Genomic DNA, 16346 nt, shown 5'->3' with positions numbered 1-16346 from the left:
TACCGTGATAAACCGCTTGGCAGAATACACCGCGCCCGGCACTGCTCACAACCGAGCCGTCCCCAACAACCCACAGGAGCACGCGCATGGCTTCACCGCTCAATCCGCCCAAGAGAATCCTCCTCGGACCCGGCCCCAGCAACCCCCACCCGACGGTGCTGGAAGCACTGTCGGCCCCGGTGGTCGGCCACCTGGACCCGGAATTCTTCAAGATCATGGAAGAGAACAAGGCCATGCTGCGCCGGCTGTTCCACACCGAGAACGAGCTGACCTTCCCGGTGTCGGGCACCGGCAGCGCGGGCATGGAGGCCTGCCTCGTGAACCTCGTCGAGGAGGGCGACACCGTGCTCGTGTGCATCAACGGCGTCTTCGGCACGCGCATGGCCGACATCGTCGAGCGCCTGGGCGGGAACCTCGTCAAGGTGGAGGCTCCGTGGGGCGAGATCATCCGGCCCGAGCAGGTGGAGCAGGCCCTCAAGGAGCACAAGGTCGACATCGTCACCCTGGTGCACGCCGAGACTTCCACCGGCGTGTTGCAGCCGGTGGAAGAGATTTCACGGCTCGCCCACGACGCCGGCGCCCTGCTGGTGCTGGACACCGTGACCTCGCTGGGGGGATGCCCCGTGACCCTCGACGCCTGGAACGTCGACGCCGCCTACAGCGGCACCCAGAAATGCCTGAGCTGCCCGCCGGGGCTGTCGCCCGTGTCCTTCGGCCCGGCGGCGCGCGACAAGCTGGCGCGGCGCAAGAGCAAGGTCAAGAGCTGGTACCTCGACTTCACCATGATCGCGCGCTACTGGGGCGAGGAGCGCGCCTACCACCACACCGCCCCCATCTCCATGAACTACGGTCTCCACGCCGCCCTCAGCGAGATCGAGCGCGAAGGCCTGGAAGCGCGCTTCGCGCGCCACGAGCTGAACCACCGCGCCCTCGTCGCCGGCCTGGAGGCCCTCGGCATCCCCCTCGCCTCCCAGGAAGGCCACCGCCTGTGGATGCTCAACAGCGTCAAGATCCCCGAAGGCGCCAACGACGGCGCCATCCGCAAGCGCCTGCTCCTCGACTTCAACATCGAAATCGGCGGCGGCCTCGGCGCCCTCGCCGGCAAGACCTGGCGCATCGGCCTCATGGGCGAGTCGAGCCGGAAAGAGAACGTCGTGGCACTGATCGAGGCGCTGGGACAGATCCTGCGGGAAGAGGGAGCGGATGTGGCGGTGGAGGAGGCGCTGGGGGCGATTGAACGGGTGTATGCCGGAGAGTAAGGACCGGGATTAGACACGCTCATCCCGGCCATGCTGCACGAAGTGTTCGGTGGGGAGACCGGATGCTCGGTCGCGTAACCGCCGACGAGATCCTACGCCAAGCAACATCGGGACGCACGAAACCCGTTCTGATGCTCTGCGGGGCAGATACTGATGGAGCCATCGAGGTGTTTTGCAAACTCTCCGCGGGTTGTTTCGAAGGGGTGACCAGCTTGGCCCGGGAGGTTGTGGCGACCTGCCTGGCGACCGATCTGAAGCTACCTGTGCCGACACCTTTGACCGGGTTCGGAATGCGAGAGACAATTTAGATAGCATAATCGCTGAGACAAGGCGGATACTGCAATGACCGAGAAGCAAGCCTACAGTTATACCGTGCTCCGCTACGTCCACGACGTGGTTTCCGGGGAGGCGCTCAATGTCGGTGTCGTGATGCATGCACCCGCGGCCAGTTTCCTGAGGGTTCGGACTCGCAGGACGGTGGGTCGCCTGAAACAGACCTTCCCCGATCTCGACCGCGAAGCCTTCACCAGTGCCATGCAGGCGGTCCGCCGCGGATTCTCTACCGTCGCAAAGCAGGCCGACTACTTGCCTTTGTTCGACGTCCACACCGACGCCCGGGCTCACGCGTTGAAGGTACTGCCCGACGACGACAGCGCCTTGCAATGGTCGCCAACAGGCACAGGGATGACGACTGACCCCGCCAGGACATTGGACCGCCTCTATGAACGTTACGTCACCCGGTACGACTCCAGGCCAGTCAGGCGCCGATCCGACGACGATGTCTGGCGACTTGTCCGTGACAAGCTCCTGGAGCGCGGCGTCAACGTCCCGTTCAAGCCCAAGGCTGTGGTGGGTACCCAAGACCAGATCGAGTTCGAGAAGGCTTGGCAGAACGGACGGTGGCATGCCTACGAACCAGTGTCGCTGGACATGGCCGATGCAGACGGCATCAAGGACAAGGCACGCCGGTGGCGCGGCCATCTGGCGGCCGTCGCCGAGGGCACGAGCGAGGAAATCGAACTGTACTTTCTGCTGGGCCGCCCTCAGGACAGCTCACTCTCCGGTGCCTACGAAATCGCCAAGACGATCCTCGAACATGCACCGTTTGCAACCAGAGTAGTCGACGAGAACGACATCGACGACTTTATAGTGTCGATAGAGCGTGCGTGCCGCGTCCACTGAGTAGGTCGTCTACCGCCTTCATCGGGTCCGTCTCCGCCGGCGGGTTGAGCCTGCGCCCGGCCACGACATGGTGTTCAACGTAACGGCGGATCCTACCGTTACCGTCCTCGAACACATGCAGCTAGCCATATTCGAGGGCCATAGCCGACACGCCCGCAACGGGGCGAGGTGTTGAGCAGCTCCGCCGCGACGCCGTCATCGCGAACCGGGTTCGGATGATTTCTGTGCCCAGCCCCACCAACGTTGGAGGCAGTCGTTGGCGACGCCGTCGGGGAGTCGGGCGGCGGCGGGGGTGGTGCGTGCGCGCAGCGCGAGTTCGGCTTCGGTGAGAATGGGGCGTTCGTCGAGGTAGCCGGCCTCGGCGAGATAGCGTTGCAATCCCTCGACGCTCGCCTGGCGGAAGCCGCGCAGCCGCGGGTCCCTGTCCTCGTCGAGGGCGGCGAGGAGCTTCTTCGGGTCGCCGTCCAGCTCCCTTGCGATGGAAACGACGTCCTCCAGGTAGCGTTCGGTGAGCACGCCGCAGGCTTCCAGCGCGGCGCGGTCCACGGGCCGGTTCCTTCCCTGCATCCACAAGTCGCAATAGGCCTCGAGCAGCTCCAGGCGCGACGTGATCTCCGCGGACGTGATCGAACGGGACCCGAGGGTTTCGGCGAGCGGCGTGCCTGAAACCGTCTGCCACTGCCCGGCGCGCTCGATGCCGTTCAACAGGAAGTCGCGCAGCAGGTGCAGGTCTTCCCACAGCAAATAGTAGAAATGCTGCTCGGTGTAGCCTTGGTCCGGACGGAACTCCGGCACGCCGAGCGCGGCTCCGTACTCCTCCAGCGAAAGATGGTCCGGCGCCGGCACCGTCGGGCCCGGATCGACGCGGAGAACCTGCGGTCCGCTGACGCTTGCCGCCTTCGTTCGGATCCGGCCCAGGTCGATGGCGGCGGCGATGCGGCAATCCTCCTTGCCGAGCGCGTCCTCGATGCGGTCGACGTCCACAGGATCGCTGGTGAGATAGAAGATCTGGCGGTCCTGTTCCCTGGCCACGCGCCCGAGGCTGCGCACGATGGCCTCGAACCGCTGGGGGTCGCTCTGGTCGAGCGCTTCGTCGAGAAACAGCGGCAGGACCCTGCCCTGTTCCACTTCCTCGGCGTAGGCGATGCGCGCGGCCAACAGCAACTGGGCGCGGGTGCCGTCCGACAGCTCATCGAGTCTCCGCGCTTCCCCGCTGCGCGACTCGCGCGCGAACAGCAGGGGAGTCTCGCTGCCCTTGTCCAGCTCCAGTTGGTAGTGGTGATGGGTGAACCCGGAGAAGTGGTTGCGGGCGCGTTCGAACACGTGCGGCAACCGTTTGTGCTCATACTCCTCTTCCACCGCGTGGATGAGGCATCTCCCCGCCTTCGCGTACAGCGCCTGGTCGCGGAGGTCCCGCAACCTGGCGCGGGCGGCTTCGCGAGCGGCGAGGAGATCCTGCATGCCCTTGCCGCTCCTGGCCGCGTTCAACTCGGCGGTGATCGCGGCGATCTCGTTCCTCAACTCCTCGGCCTTCGTGTCCTGCCCCGACAATTCGTCCCTGATCCGATCGAGGGCCGGCTCATCGCATCCGGCCAGGTCCGACTCCCCCGCCTTGTCGAGCTCCGCGCGGTCCAGTCCGATCTGGCCTTCAAGGCTGGTCTGCTCGCTGACCAGAGCGCGATAACGCTCCAACGAGCTGAGCAGCGACAGGAGGCCGTCCATGTCCCCGTCGTTCAGCGAGGACTCGGAGTAGATCCGCCGAATGGCGCCGAGGGTTGCCTCGCGGTCGGCCGTGCTCTCCTCGATCTGGACGGCCATGTTGCGTTCGTCCGAGAGCGCCTTCTCCAGCCGCGCGTTCCGGTCCACGAGGTTATGGAGCCGCGCGGCCGCCGTGGCGGCGTCACCGGGCGCGAGCTCGCCGTGCTTCTCCAGGCCGGCTGCCAACTCCTCCAGCAGAGCCTTGTACTTCTGATCGAGCCCTTCCACCTTGCCCGCCGCGGCTTCGTCGCCGGCACGGGCCTGGCGGAGTTGGTCCAGAGCGCGCGCGAAGTCCACGAGCTCCGCGTCGCGCGGCAGCGAATCCACGCCCAGCCTGCCCTGGATTTCCTCCCGGCGGGCCTCAATGGCGGCCTCCTGTTCGGACAACACCTCCAACTCGTTCTCGAGTGTCTGCCGTTCCACGTCGCGGTCACGCGCCCGCTGCAGAGACGACTCGACGGCCGCGGCGTCGCGTTCCAGTTGGCGCAGCCGCACCTCCACGGACGGAGGGTCCCACTTGCCGGGTCCTTCGAGAGCCAGCCGTTCGTATTCGGCCCGCGCGGCCTTCCTGGCGGCATTGGAGCCCCGCCCCTGGCCGAACAGGAGCACGGCCAGGGCGAGTGCGCCGCCCAAGCCTCCCAGCCATCCCGAATACCCGACGAGCCCGGGCGGCACCTCTATTTGTGCGGCAAGCTCGCTCATGATCGGTCCGAGGAAATTCGCCGTGGGATCGTCCAGGGAAGCCAGTCCGAGGCCGGCCAACAGCGATGCCAGGGCCAACAGCAACCACGGCCACCGGGTGCGAAGCCGGCGCAGGAAACCGTCCGGCTCGGGTATGCGCAGCCACGACCGCAAGGCTTCCGTTGCGTCTCGACAAGACTCGAGTCGTTGCGCGGCGTCCTCGGGTTCGCCGGCGCGCTCGATCAACCGCAGCCGTTCCTCGATGGCGCCCACGCGGGCGCCGTGGACCTGGCTGGAACGCAGGAAGTCGAACAGCTCCCCATGTTCGGACAGCGTGAGCGAGATCTTGTCGATGTCCGTGCCGCCGATGGCCAGCAACGCCGAGGCAAGCTCCCTCCGGGTGGCCCTGCGTTCGCTTCGTGCCGTGTCGAGGTCCAGCTCGATACGGCGCAGGTCGTCCGCCTTCTGGCGCCACGCCGCAAGGTCGGCCTGTTCGACGGGGCGGTCGAGCGCGGTTTCCTGCCGGGTCTCGCGCGCCCGGCGCAAGTCCTGTTCCAGGGAACGCACCCGTTCGACGAACGTGTCCGCCTGATGCTGGTGGCGCCTGACCTCCTCGGCCTCTTTTCCGGTCAGCCGCGCCAGCGGCGCGGGCAAGGCCGCGATCTGCTCCAGGACGCGGGCGAGTTCGTTCCGCCGGCGCGCAAGCCCGATGGCGCGCTCCACGAAAGCCCGCCGGCGGACCGCCGCTTCCGTCTCTTCGAGGAGGCTGCGCAACCTTCCGAGTTCATCCGCGCGCCCCTGGAGACCGTTCTGCCGCGCGACCTCCTGCTGCACGTCGTCCGCCGCCTTGTTGAAGCTGTTGCGTTCGCGCCGGCCGAGGGCGCGGGTCACGCCCGTGAAGAGGTCGGCGGCGATCCGGTCCAGATCGAATCCGCCGGACATCTGACGCCGGATCTCCGCGGCGACGTCGGCGGCGCCGTCCCGCGACGGCTCGATGAGTTCCCGGAGGCGCAGGAAGAAGCAGCGGTCATGATGGGACGCGGGAAGGGTCGGGGAAACGTCCGGCGTGCCGTTCCGCTGCCAGGTGACGCGCATGCCATCGCGTTGCGCCCACCACGATTCGCCGTCCCAGTCGAACTCCCCGCTTACGGACGTCAGCGGGGAAGGATGCCGGTCTTCCCAGTAAAGCGCCTCGACGGCGCGACAGATGCTCGACTTGCCGATGCCGTTGGGCCCGAACACGACGTGGAAACCCGCGCCGAGCGCTTCCATCTCATAGGGTTGGCTGATGCCGGGAAGCCGGTTGATGGCCAGCCGTTTCAGTTTCACGTGGAACCGCCTTGCTCGCGGCCGGCGACCATGGCGCTGAGCACCGCCGTTCCCGCCCTCAGGAGGACCTCGCGCAAGGGCTCGTCCGACAGGGGGTCCACGGCATGGCGGTGTTCCTCGACGGGCTGCCACACGAGTTCCCGCGCGAGTGGGTCCAGATCCGCGCGCGCCTCGTCGAGCAGTATCCGCGATCGGTCATCGTGGCGCCCCAGCGTCAGGAGGCGTTGCGCCAACAGGGCGGCGGGATCGTCTCCCGACGCGATCTCGGCAAGGTCCAACCGCGACTCCATGGCGTCGATGACCCTGTTGACGAAGACGGCCGTGCCCTCGACGACCCGCCCCATCGAACTCCACTCGCCGGCGGCGGCCCACTGCCGGATCTCCTCATGGCATGCGCTGGTCCCCGCCAGTTGCACGCGGAGACCGAGGGCTCGGGGAAGAGTGGCGTCTTCCCCGAGCCGGCCTACGAGTCGCTCCGCCTCGCTCATCAAGTGGTCCTGGACATCGTCGACATGCTCCAGCCCGTCCACGCGCACGACCAGCTCTTCCCATCGCAGGGGCGCCAGCGGGATCTGCCTGCATTCGATGTTGCCGTCGTTGGACACCCGCAGGAGCCAAGGGCCGTGAGGACCCGTTTCCGAGGCGTCGAGCCCGACGAGGGAACCCAGATAGCCGCACGGCCGGGTCGCTGGCGACCCGGAGAGATTCTGGAGCGAGGGCTTGTGGATGTGACCCAGAAGCCAGGCCCCGTACCCGGTATCGTCCAGCTCGGACTGCCGGATGGGCGCGTAGGGTCCGCCGGTTGCGTTCAGATCCGCGTGCAGCAGACCGATCCTGGGAATCGGTGACGGCTCGGAAGGCCGCTGCTTCAGAAGCTCCGCCACCGGGCTGTGGTGCACACGAGATTGACCGAAGGACCAGCCCACTACCTGCGCCACCGGAGCGTCGTCCTTCAGCAACGTCTGCGTTTGCCACCGTCCGCCTGCGCCCAACAGCGTGAAGCCGTCGATCAGGGCCGCGAGGCGCGGCAAGGCCTCGACGTCGTGGTTGCCGGCAACCGCGATCACATCGATTCCGGCATCCACCAGACGCCGGACGCATTCCTCAAGGGGCGCCATGGCCTCGAACCGGGCATTGGTGCTCTCCACCACGTCGCCGGCGAACAGCACGGCGTCGATCTGCTCGGCGATCGCCAGGTCGACGCAACGCCCAAGGGCGGCGGCCGGCGTCAACGCATTCGGGTCGACGCCGCGGGCCGCGATCCCTTCGGGCACGCCCGAACAGACCGTGCCCAAATGCACGTCACCAATGGCGAGAATGGAAACGCTTTCCGTCATTCAATCCAACCTTGTCAATTCCTTGGCAGTTTCGGCGTTTGTTCCTCGGCTCATTATTCATTCTGACAATATTTTATGCAACCTACGGTAATATTTCGTATTGAAAACAAAGGTATCCGAGTCGTCCGTGTCAAAAGTGGACTCGTAGCGTTTAACATGCAATTGTGTACCCGGACTACAGTCACGGGGCAACGCACGGCGATGCCGCCGAATGAACGGACGAGGGACGAGATGAACCGTGGCGCGGACAGAAACGGATTTCGCCACTTGGTGGACGACCGGGTCGACGAGGGAGTCTTCCGCGTCGACCGGGCAGTCTACACCGACGAGGCGGTCTTCGAGGCGGAGATCGAGCGCATCTTCGAGGGCGGCTGGGTCTTTCTCTGCCACGAAAGCCAGGTGGAGAGGCCGGGCGACTATTGGTCGACGGAAATCGGCCGCCAGCCGGTCTTCGTGATGCGCCAGCGGGATGGATCGCTGAGCTGCTTCCTCAATGTCTGCTCCCATCGGGGCGCGGTGCTGACACCGCTCAAGCGGGGGAACGCCAACGTGCTCACCTGCCGTTTCCACGGCTGGGTGTACGACCGCGCCGGACACTGCATCAAGATCAAGAACGAGGAGCTCGGCTATCCGGTCACGGAAGGGGCGCGCGAACGCTTCAACCTCCAGCGGATCGGCGCCCTCGACTCCTACAAGGGGTTCGTGTTCGGGAGCCTGAGAAGCGATGTGCCCGCGCTCCGGGACCATCTGGGGGCCGCGGCGCGCTGGATCGACCTGCTGGCCGATCAGGGACGGGACGGGATGGAGGTGGTGCCCGGCTGTTCCACCTACGCGGTCCACGGCAACTGGAAGCTGCAGGCCGAGAACAGCGTCGACGGCTACCACGTGACCACCCTCCACAGCGTGTTCGCCTCCACCGTGGCCCAGCGCGACGCCCGTGACGCCACGGGCGGCATGCGCCGGACCGAGTCCGGGCGCATCAAGGGCAAGGTGCCCAGCGGCACCTACGACCTGGGCAACGGGCACATGGGGCTGTGGGCGCTGCACACCACGCCGCACGTCCGCCCGATCTACGAAGCGCGGGCGTGGCTCGAAGAGAATCTCAAGCCGGCGGAAGTGGACTGGATCCTCAACCGCGGCCGCAACCTATACCTGTTTCCCAACGTGATGCTGATGGACAACCCGTCGACGCAGATCCGGTTCGTGAAGCCGGTGTCGCCCCGATTGACGGAGGTCACGGTCTACTGCATCGCGCCCAAGGGAGAGAGCGACACGGCGCGGGCCGCGCGCCTCAGGAAGTTCGAGGATTTCTACCTGACGGCCGGGATGGCGACGTCGGACGATGCCGCCGCGCTCGAAGCGATCCAGCACGGCTCGCTGGGACCGCCGAGCCAGTGGAACGACATGACCCGCGGCATGGACGTCATGGTCGCCGGCCCCGACCGGGACGCCCGGGAACTGGGCTTCGAGGCGGCGGCGTCCTGCCCGGACTGGGAGCACGAGGGAATGTTCCACGGCTTCTACCGGGCGTGGCTGGAGCGGATCGAGAACGGAGCGGGCGGCGCATTGGCCGGACAGGACGCCCGATGAGCACGAACGGCATCGACGCCGCGCTGGAGCGCGAGGTGGCGGCGCTGATCAGCCGCGAGGCCATGCTGCTGGACCGGCGCCGCTGGCAGGAGTGGCTGGAACTCTACGCCGAGGACGCCGTGTATTGGGCTCCGGCCTGGGCCAGCGAGGAGGAGACCACCACCGATCCCGAGACCCAGCTCAACCTGCTCTACCTCAAGGACCGCGGCCGGCTCGAAGACCGGGTGTTCCGCATCGAGTCGCGCCAGTCCTGGGCCTCGCTGCCACTCGACCGCACGGTGCACGTCATCGGCAACGTGCTGGTGGAACGCGCGGAGGGCGACGCGGTCGAGGCCACCGCCAACTGCATCGTGCACGTCTACGGCAAGAAGGGGGCACAGACCCGCGGCAGCCGCTACGACTACACGTTCCTGCGTATCGACGGCGCGCTCAAGATCGCGCGCAAGAAGATCATCTTCATCGACGACCGGCTCGAAGGGCCGGTGGACATCTATCACCTGTAGGGAGCCCGTTGCTGAGCCTTCAGAAGATCGCGCCGGAGGTGGGCGGCATCGCGGTCCGCGAGACGGAGCCGCGCGAACCCGGCCCCGGCGAGATATTGATCCGGGTGGGCGCCGCCGGGATCTGCGGCACCGACCTGCAGATCTACAACTGGGCACCGCGCATGGCGCGCCGCATGGTGCTGCCGCGGGTCCTGGGGCATGAAGCGTCGGGCACCGTCGAGTCCGCCGGCCCTGGGGTCGAAGGTCTCGCGGCCGGCGACCGGGTGAGCCTCGAAAGCCACATCTTCTGCGGCCGTTGCCGGTCCTGCCGGCTCGGGCGCGCCCATCTGTGCGAGAACACCCGCTACCCCGGCATCGACATCGACGGCGCGTTCGCCGAGTACCTGACCGTGCCCGCGTCCATCGCGTGGGCGAATCCGCCCGGCCTTCCCCACGAAACCGCGGCCATGCTCGAACCCTTCGGCATCGCCGTCCACGCCTGCCTCGCGGGCGCCGGCGTCTCGGGGCTGTCCGTGCTGGTGAACGGGTGCGGCCCCATCGGGCTCATGGCGGTGGCGGCCGCGCGTGCCCTGGGCGCCGTCAAGGTCATCGCCTGCGACATCAACCCGCTCCGTCTCCGCGCGGCCGAGACCATGGGCGCCGACCGCGCGGTGGATGCCGGCAACGAGGAGTTGGCGAGCGTGGTGGGCGACATGACCGGCGGTGCGGGCGCCGATGCCGGCATCGAATTCTCGGGCACCGAAGCCGGCTTCAACGCGGTCTTCGCCTCCCTCGCCAAGGGCGGCGACTTCCGGCTGGTGGGCGCGCCGCCGTCGGCCATCCCCGTGGACTTCACCTACTGGCTGCTCAAATGCCCGGTCATGCACAACATCCACGGGCGCCTGATCTGGCAGACCTGGCAGCGCGCTACCGAACTGCTCTCGGCCGGCGCCGTCGATCTCGCCCCGGTCCGAAGCCACGTCCTGCCGCTTTCCGAAGCGCCACGCGGGTTCGAGCTGATCCGGGACGGGGAGGCGCTCAAGCCGGTGCTGGTGCCGGACTTGTAGTAGCCTAACATGCCGTCGCGAGTCTGACCGAAGTTCGCCGCCTACATGGGATTCGGGGTCGCGGGCGCGATTTTGACAGGGGTGGGGTTCGGGGCGTTGGTCGGGTGAACGCTACGGCATTTTCAGGTTCAGCCCAGATTGGCCCTCGCCTCAAGGTCACGGCAACGCTCGATGAGCGCATCGAACGGTTCGGCATCGCCCAACAGCATGCCGTCTGAGACCATTCTGCCGTAGTCCTCACCGAGCGCGTCCAGAGCGAAGCCGTCCGGGACCAGTTGCAGCCCGCCCGAAACGGCGGTCTCATAATCTATCCACCGGCCCGCAACGTCCTTCTCGCGAAAGAACGTCCCCTTGTGCCGGGCCACCGACAACGCGAGCGCGCGGTCGGTGAGGGCCTTGCCGGCGTATCCCGCCACGTCCAACCGCGCGACGTCGTGCCAGTGGCGGGACAATCGTTTTCGCGCACGACCGCGATCACCGCGGCGCGGGCTGCCACTGCTGCTGCCGGAGCGGCAGACTCACTTCGAAGCAGCTTCCGCCGCCGTCGCGCGGCCGGCAGCTCGCCTCGCCGCCGTGGCGCCGCGCGATCTGGCGCACCAGGCTGAGGCCCAGGCCGCTGCCCTTCCGATCATCTCCTTCCCCACTCGCGAAACCTCCTGGGCGGCGATAGAAGGGCTCGAAGATACGCTCCCGCTCCGTCTCCGCCACGCCCGGGCCGCGGTCCAAGACGCGCAGGACCGCGCGTCCTTCGGCGGCCTCCAGATCCACAAGGGTGGAGGTTCCCGGCGCATGGCGCGTGGCATTTTCGAGGAGATTGCGTATCAGGCGGGCGAGCAGGCGGCATTCGCCCTCCACCGTCATCGGTCCGCCCACGAACACGGCTCCGGCTCGGGCCGCCTCCTCGGCGGCCAGCGCCTGGAGATCGACGCCCTCCAGATGCGCGGGACGCTCCAGGGTCCTCAGGCGTCCGGCCAGGAGGATCTCCTCGATCAGGTCGTCCAGCTCCCGGATGTCCCGCTCCACACGGACGCGCAGCGACGGATCCCCGTTGGCCGGCAACAACTCGACGGCCATGCGAATGCGCGCCAAGGGCGAACGAAGCTCGTGCGACGCGGCCGCGAGCGTGTCGCGCTGGGCGTTGACCAGCGCCTGCATGCGCTCCGACGACCTGTTGAAACTGCGCGCCAGCTCGGCCACCTCGTCGTTGCCCTCGACCTCGACCCGGGTGGCAAGGTCGCCGGCTCCCAGCGCATCGACCCGTGTCCGTAGCCGCTCCAGGCGCCGCGTCAGGCGACGGGCCACGGGGTAGGCGGCGATGGCGACGGCCAGCGCGAGGATGACCAGGGCGGCAACGAAGCCGAATTCCGGCGTGTGGGGCAGCACCCGGGCCGGGCGGTCGAGGTGTCCCAGCCACCAAGCCACCGAAACGAGCACCCCGAACAGCACGACAGTGCCCAGGAGGGCCAGATAGATCCGGAGGAAAAGGCGTTTTCTCATGGTTTCTCGTCCTGGCGGCGGGTGAAGAGGTAGCCCGCTCCCCGCAGGGTGACGATGCGGCGTGGATGTTTGGGGTCGTCCTCGATGACCGCCCGTATCCGCGAGACATGCACGTCGATGCTGCGGTCGAAGGCCTCCAGCTCCTCTCCGCGCACCCGGTCCATGAGCTGATCGCGGCTGAGAACGCGTCCGGGGCTTTCGGCGAGGGCACAGAGCAGATCGAACTGGTGGCCGGTGAGCGACCGCTCCTCGCCGTCCACCAGCACCCGCCGGGCAGCGCGGTCGATGGTGAGCCTGCCGAAGCGCAGTTGCTCGGCATGCTCATCGCCGCCTGCAAAGCGCCGCAGGATCGCGCGCAGGCGGGCCAGCAGCTCGCGTGGGTTGAAGGGTTTGGGCAGGTAGTCGTCGGCCCCGAGCTCGAGGCCTACGATGCGGTCCGCCTCCTCGCCACGGGCCGTGAGCATCAGGATCGGCACGGCGGAGCCGGCGCGAATCGCCCGGCAGACCTCCAGGCCCTCGCCGTCGGGCAGCATCAGGTCCAGGACTACCGCGTCGTAGCCGCCTTCGAGGGCGGCCGCCAGCCCTTCCTCGGCGTTTCCGCGATGTTCGAGGGTCATGCCCGCCTGGGCGAGGTAGGTGGCCACCATGTCAGCAAGGGCGCGATCGTCCTCGATCATCAAGAGGCGCGGCATGGCTTCCCCTGCTACGAGGCTTGCGACGCGTGCACCCGCGGCGGCACACGCCGGCGCCCGAACCAGCGCCGGACCCTACGGCAATAGTCTTCGTATTGATCGCCGAACTTCCGCCGCATCGCCCGCTCCTCGTAGGCTACATACCAATAGCGTACCATGAGACCGAAGATCGCACTGAAGGTGACAGCCGCCAGCGTCCCCGAAACAAGCGCGGCCCCAAACCCGGCCAGGACCAGCCCCAGGTACATCGGGTTTCGACTCTTGCCGTAAAGCCCGTCCGTGACCAGCTCGCCCGGCTCCTCGAACGTGTAGACGTTGGTGCCGACCCTGAGGAACTTCTTCTTGCCGGCCGCTGAAATTGTGATCCCGAGGATAAAGATCGCCGCACCGAGCCACGGGATCTCCGGCTGTTCGAACCGGATTACGGGGTAGAAGCGATGGACCGCGAAGATCCCGGCGATCAGGATCCAGAAAAGGGTCGGGGGATTGATCCGCATGGCAGCACCTCCTCCATGCACTGTCCCGCCATGCGGTTGCCGCCGTTTGTCCGAGAGGTAAAGAATTGTAAAGGCGCGGCAGCCGGGTGCCGGGGTGTGCACCACGTTCTCGCTGCGCGCCGAGAACACCAACCCCGACGTGCAGGTGACGCGACAGAACGCTGGTCGCCTGGGTCTACGTCGACGGGTGGCTGGCGGGCAGGAACCGCCTGACCGTCGAACCCGCGCTTCAGCGCCATGCGCTCGCCTCGACTTCAACGGCGGCGATTGAAATAAGGGTTGGTATAAGGAATGGTTCGAATAAGATCATGGACATGAGACACTTCATCGACATCTTCGAGGCAAGCTGGCTGTCGCCGAAGGAAAGCAGGCCGTTTCGCACCATTCTCGTGCCACTGGTCCTCCTGCTGCTGTGGGGCCCCGTGCATGCCGAGCCGTACAAGGGCTTCCCGCGCGGGCATGCTCTGGTTACGGCGGCCGAAGTCAAGGCGATGCTGGATGGATCCGCTTCGAAACCGATCGTGCTGGCCGCGGTCCGGCGGGTCTCCTGGCTGGTTGGGCATATTCCCGGCTCCTTCCATGCCCCGCGCCGCGCCTACACCGGCCGGGACGGCATGGCGCTGGGCCGCGAGCGCTTCCAGGAGTTCGCGCGCGGGCTCGGTATCAACAACGAGTCCACCGTCGTCGTCTATGACCAAACCTACGACGCCGCACGCCTCTGGTGGCTCTTTCGCCTGTACGGGAAATCCGATGTCCGGGTGCTCGACGGCGGCCTGACCGCCTGGAAAGCGGCAGGTTACGACGTCGATCGCGGTCGCGGACATTCGGCCCCCAGCACCGGGGATTTCGTTGCAGCACCCGCCGTCGCCGGCTGGACCGCCGATATGGCGGATGTCCACCGAGGCCGCTCGGACGCGGGAACTCACGTCTGGGACACTCGCAGTGTGAGGGAATGGGATGGGTCGGTGCGGCTCGGCGGCCTGCCGGCCGGGCGCATCGGCTGGGCCCGCTTCATCGGATGGCGGGCTTTCCGAAAGGTGGACCAAGGCCGGCCGTCGGAGTTCCGGACCGCCGCCGAGATCGACGCGCTGCTACAACAGGTTGGATTCGAACCCGGGCACGATCACATCTTCTATTGCCACTCCGGCGTGCGCGCCGCCACGCCGTTCTTCGCGCTCTACCTGATGGGGTTCCCGGTGGAGAGATTACACCTTTATGATGGCTCCTGGATAGAATGGAGCCGGCGGACGGCGGCGGACTAGGCGGTGTCCGCCGCCGCCCGGTAAGGTGTTCAGAGGGGTGCCGGCGATGATGACGCCCTGGTCGATGAGGTCTTCGTAGGTGCGGTTGTAGCGGGCCATGCCGTTGGGGTCGAAGAACCGGGTGAGGCCCTGGGGGGGCACGAACCCGGGCGGAGCGAAGAAGCCCACGGGGCGGCGCTTGTTGAGGTACCAGAGGAGCTTGCGGCCGCCCTCGCACGGTAGAGACGGCTCGGGCGCCGGACCTTGCGTGAGGGTTGACATTGGCAATTATAACTATATAATTAGTTATGTGGATATAACCTCTTATTCCAGGACTTCGCCAACCTCCACGCTGGCGCTTGAGGAAGCGGCGCAGGGATTCGCCGCGTGCGGCTCCGAGCCGAGGCTCACGGTGCTTCGCCTGCTCGTGCGCGCCGGGGCCGAAGGGCTCACGGTAGGCGAGGTCCAGGAGCGCTCGGGCTTGCCGGCCTCGACGCTCGCCCACCATCTCGGCTTCCTTGCCGCCGGCGGGCTGGTCGAGCAGGAGCGCCGGGGCCGCATCGTGATCAACCGTGCCGCCTACCGCCGTCTCGAAGCGCTTGCCGCGTTTCTGCTCGAAGAGTGTTGCGTTGATGCCTGCCCATCGCTCCAGGCCCGCGCCGCCCGGGCCGCACTCACGAAAGAACCGTCATGACGGAACTGGTTCTGAACGGAGTCAACGGGTTGCGCACGGGGGTCCGGGGCGTGGTGTCGGTCTGGGGCCTCATGCTCGCCGTCCCGCTCGCCGTGGCGGTGCTGGACGCCACCGAGTTGCCGGACATCCTGTGGATCGCGTTGGCGGCGTTCGCGGGAACGGTGCCCTTCATCGCCGCGGCGGTGCTGCTCATCGCGTATCTCAGGGCGACGGGAACCACGGCCCTCGTGGCGCGTGCCTTCGAAGGACGCGAGACGCGCATGATCTTCCTGGCGGCGCTTGTCGGCGGCCTCGCTCCCTTCTGCGCCTGTGAGGTCATCCCCTTCATCGCGGCGCTGCTGGCGATCGGCGCGCCGCTCTCCGCCATCATGGCCTTCTGGCTGTCCTCCCCCGTCATCGACCCTCCCGCCGCGCTCATTACCGCCGCCGCCCTCGGCTGGGACTTCGCCGTGGGGAAGGCTGCGGCGGCCGTCGCCATCGGTCTCTTCGGCGGCTTCGGTGTGCGCCTCCTGGTCCGGCGCCATGCGTTCGCCGCCCCGTTGCGGGAAGACGCGGCGGGCGGTTGCGGCGCCTGCGGCAGCACCCTCGAGACGGGCGAGATTGTCTGGCGATTCTGGCGCGAGCCGGCGCGGGCGGCCAACTTCCGGTCCGAATCGCTGGAGAACGCGCGGTTCCTGGTCAAGTGGCTGGCGTTCGCCTACCTGATCCAGGCCCTGCTCGTCACCTACGTGCCGGCCGCGTTGATCGCGGGCCTGGTCGGGGGACCCGGGGCCGGCCCCATCGTGATCGGCGCCCTGGTGGGTACGCCCGCCTACCTCAACGGCTATGCCGCGCCCGCCCTCGTCGCCGGCCTCATGGAACAGGGCATGAGCGCCGGCGCCGCCCTGGCCTTCATGGTCGCCGGCGCCGTGACCTGCGTCCCCTCCATGGTCGCCGTGTGGTCGCTGGTGCGCTGGCAGGTGTTCGCCGCCTACGTGGGATTCGGCGTCGCGGGCGCGATCTTGACAGGGGTGGGGTTCGGGGCGTTGATGGGGTGAAGG

At 67.4% G+C, this 16346-nt stretch carries 14 protein-coding genes and 1 pseudogene; 8 read left to right on the top strand and 7 right to left on the bottom strand.

Translation table 11 applies throughout. The annotated features are described in order from the left end of the window. Positions 1 to 86 precede the first annotated feature (86 nt). The gene (locus OXF11_11525; protein ID MCY4487725.1) at positions 87 to 1259 is read left to right on the top strand and encodes an alanine--glyoxylate aminotransferase family protein; all 1173 of its coding nucleotides are present in this window, start codon (positions 87 to 89) and stop codon (positions 1257 to 1259) included. A gap of 342 nt (positions 1260 to 1601) precedes the next feature. Beyond that, positions 1602 to 2441 (top strand): DUF3037 domain-containing protein, encoded by an 840-nt coding sequence (locus OXF11_11520; protein ID MCY4487724.1) that lies wholly within the window; start codon positions 1602 to 1604, stop codon positions 2439 to 2441. A 195-nt stretch (positions 2442 to 2636) separates the two neighbouring features. Here OXF11_11520 and OXF11_11515 read toward each other — a convergent pair whose 3' ends face one another. Together OXF11_11515 and OXF11_11510 are read right to left on the bottom strand one after the other, a co-directional pair. Next, a complete protein-coding gene (locus OXF11_11515) occupies positions 2637 to 6209 on the bottom strand; it encodes a hypothetical protein (protein MCY4487723.1) in 3573 nt (1190 codons plus the stop codon). Beyond that, complete coding sequence (locus tag OXF11_11510; GenBank protein MCY4487722.1) at positions 6206 to 7546, bottom strand: DNA repair exonuclease; 1341 nt, start codon at positions 7544 to 7546, stop codon at positions 6206 to 6208. Before OXF11_11510 ends, OXF11_11515 begins: the two co-directional genes overlap by 4 nt. Positions 7547 to 7777: 231 nt before the next feature. Here OXF11_11510 and OXF11_11505 point away from each other — a divergent pair, with 231 nt between their 5' ends. Genes OXF11_11505 through OXF11_11495 form a run of 3 tightly spaced genes read left to right on the top strand, consistent with a single transcriptional unit; the run spans position 7778 to position 10685 of the window. Next, entirely contained in the window at positions 7778 to 9136 is a 1359-nt protein-coding gene (locus OXF11_11505) for a Rieske 2Fe-2S domain-containing protein (protein ID MCY4487721.1), read from the top strand. Beyond that, the gene (locus tag OXF11_11500; protein ID MCY4487720.1) at positions 9133 to 9639 is read left to right on the top strand and encodes an aromatic-ring-hydroxylating dioxygenase subunit beta; all 507 of its coding nucleotides are present in this window, start codon (positions 9133 to 9135) and stop codon (positions 9637 to 9639) included. Before OXF11_11505 ends, OXF11_11500 begins: the two co-directional genes overlap by 4 nt. Positions 9640 to 9647: 8 nt before the next feature. Further along, positions 9648 to 10685: an alcohol dehydrogenase catalytic domain-containing protein gene (locus tag OXF11_11495; protein ID MCY4487719.1), complete on the top strand. Its 1038-nt coding sequence runs from the start codon at positions 9648 to 9650 to the stop codon at positions 10683 to 10685. Between the two features lie 128 nt (positions 10686 to 10813). On the opposite strand, the pseudogene OXF11_11490 reads toward OXF11_11495, so the two are convergent. The 4 genes and pseudogenes from OXF11_11490 to OXF11_11475 all read right to left on the bottom strand — a co-directional run bounded on the left by OXF11_11490 (position 10814) and on the right by OXF11_11475 (position 13371). Beyond that, positions 10814 to 11146 (bottom strand): annotated as a pseudogene (locus OXF11_11490) (nucleotidyl transferase AbiEii/AbiGii toxin family protein). Positions 11147 to 11159: 13 nt separating this feature from the next. After that, positions 11160 to 12182 carry a HAMP domain-containing sensor histidine kinase gene (locus OXF11_11485; protein ID MCY4487718.1) on the bottom strand — a complete coding sequence of 341 codons (1023 nt, stop codon included), beginning with the start codon at positions 12180 to 12182 and terminating at the stop codon, positions 11160 to 11162. Continuing rightward, the gene (locus OXF11_11480) at positions 12179 to 12874 is read right to left on the bottom strand and encodes a response regulator transcription factor (GenBank protein ID MCY4487717.1); all 696 of its coding nucleotides are present in this window, start codon (positions 12872 to 12874) and stop codon (positions 12179 to 12181) included. The genes OXF11_11485 and OXF11_11480 overlap by 4 nt, the downstream gene beginning before the upstream one ends. An 11-nt stretch (positions 12875 to 12885) precedes the next feature. Further along, positions 12886 to 13371, bottom strand: a complete 486-nt coding sequence (locus tag OXF11_11475) for an isoprenylcysteine carboxylmethyltransferase family protein (protein MCY4487716.1) — start codon at positions 13369 to 13371, stop codon at positions 12886 to 12888. Between the two features lie 308 nt (positions 13372 to 13679). Between OXF11_11475 and OXF11_11470 the strand changes: the two genes are divergently transcribed. Beyond that, positions 13680 to 14633: a rhodanese-like domain-containing protein gene (locus OXF11_11470; GenBank protein MCY4487715.1), complete on the top strand. Its 954-nt coding sequence runs from the start codon at positions 13680 to 13682 to the stop codon at positions 14631 to 14633. Here the strand turns inward: OXF11_11470 and OXF11_11465 are convergent. Continuing rightward, positions 14577 to 14894: a hypothetical protein gene (locus OXF11_11465; GenBank protein MCY4487714.1), complete on the bottom strand. Its 318-nt coding sequence runs from the start codon at positions 14892 to 14894 to the stop codon at positions 14577 to 14579. The two genes, OXF11_11470 and OXF11_11465, sit on opposite strands and share 57 nt — an antisense overlap. 70 nt (positions 14895 to 14964) lie before the next feature. Here OXF11_11465 and OXF11_11460 point away from each other — a divergent pair, with 70 nt between their 5' ends. Next, positions 14965 to 15306, top strand: coding sequence for a helix-turn-helix domain-containing protein (locus OXF11_11460; protein ID MCY4487713.1), 342 nt, complete (start codon positions 14965 to 14967; stop codon positions 15304 to 15306). Beyond that, complete coding sequence (locus OXF11_11455; protein MCY4487712.1) at positions 15303 to 16343, top strand: permease; 1041 nt, start codon at positions 15303 to 15305, stop codon at positions 16341 to 16343. The genes OXF11_11460 and OXF11_11455 overlap by 4 nt, the downstream gene beginning before the upstream one ends. Positions 16344 to 16346 lie beyond the last annotated feature (3 nt).

This window comes from Deltaproteobacteria bacterium (assembly GCA_026712905.1).
Lineage (GTDB): Bacteria > Desulfobacterota > Binatia > UBA9968 > JAJDTQ01 > JAJDTQ01.
The sequence above is the reverse complement of the archived record's forward strand: the minus strand, read 5'-3'. Positions and strand labels throughout refer to the sequence as shown.

Bases quoted from the DNA above. Each gene is read 5' to 3' on its own strand.
- OXF11_11470 (MCY4487715.1), top strand. From the start codon at position 13,680: ATGGACATGAGACACTTCATCGACATCTTCGAGGCAAGCTGGCTGTCG.
- OXF11_11475 (MCY4487716.1), bottom strand. From the start codon at position 13,371: ATGCGGATCAATCCCCCGACCCTTTTCTGGATCCTGATCGCCGGGATC.
- OXF11_11525 (MCY4487725.1), top strand. From the start codon at position 87: ATGGCTTCACCGCTCAATCCGCCCAAGAGAATCCTCCTCGGACCCGGC.
- OXF11_11500 (MCY4487720.1), top strand. From the start codon at position 9,133: ATGAGCACGAACGGCATCGACGCCGCGCTGGAGCGCGAGGTGGCGGCG.
- OXF11_11455 (MCY4487712.1), top strand. From the start codon at position 15,303: ATGACGGAACTGGTTCTGAACGGAGTCAACGGGTTGCGCACGGGGGTC.
- OXF11_11510 (MCY4487722.1), bottom strand. From the start codon at position 7,546: ATGACGGAAAGCGTTTCCATTCTCGCCATTGGTGACGTGCATTTGGGC.
- OXF11_11465 (MCY4487714.1), bottom strand. From the start codon at position 14,894: ATGTCAACCCTCACGCAAGGTCCGGCGCCCGAGCCGTCTCTACCGTGC.
- OXF11_11480 (MCY4487717.1), bottom strand. From the start codon at position 12,874: ATGCCGCGCCTCTTGATGATCGAGGACGATCGCGCCCTTGCTGACATG.
- OXF11_11520 (MCY4487724.1), top strand. From the start codon at position 1,602: ATGACCGAGAAGCAAGCCTACAGTTATACCGTGCTCCGCTACGTCCAC.
- OXF11_11485 (MCY4487718.1), bottom strand. From the start codon at position 12,182: ATGAGAAAACGCCTTTTCCTCCGGATCTATCTGGCCCTCCTGGGCACT.
- OXF11_11505 (MCY4487721.1), top strand. From the start codon at position 7,778: ATGAACCGTGGCGCGGACAGAAACGGATTTCGCCACTTGGTGGACGAC.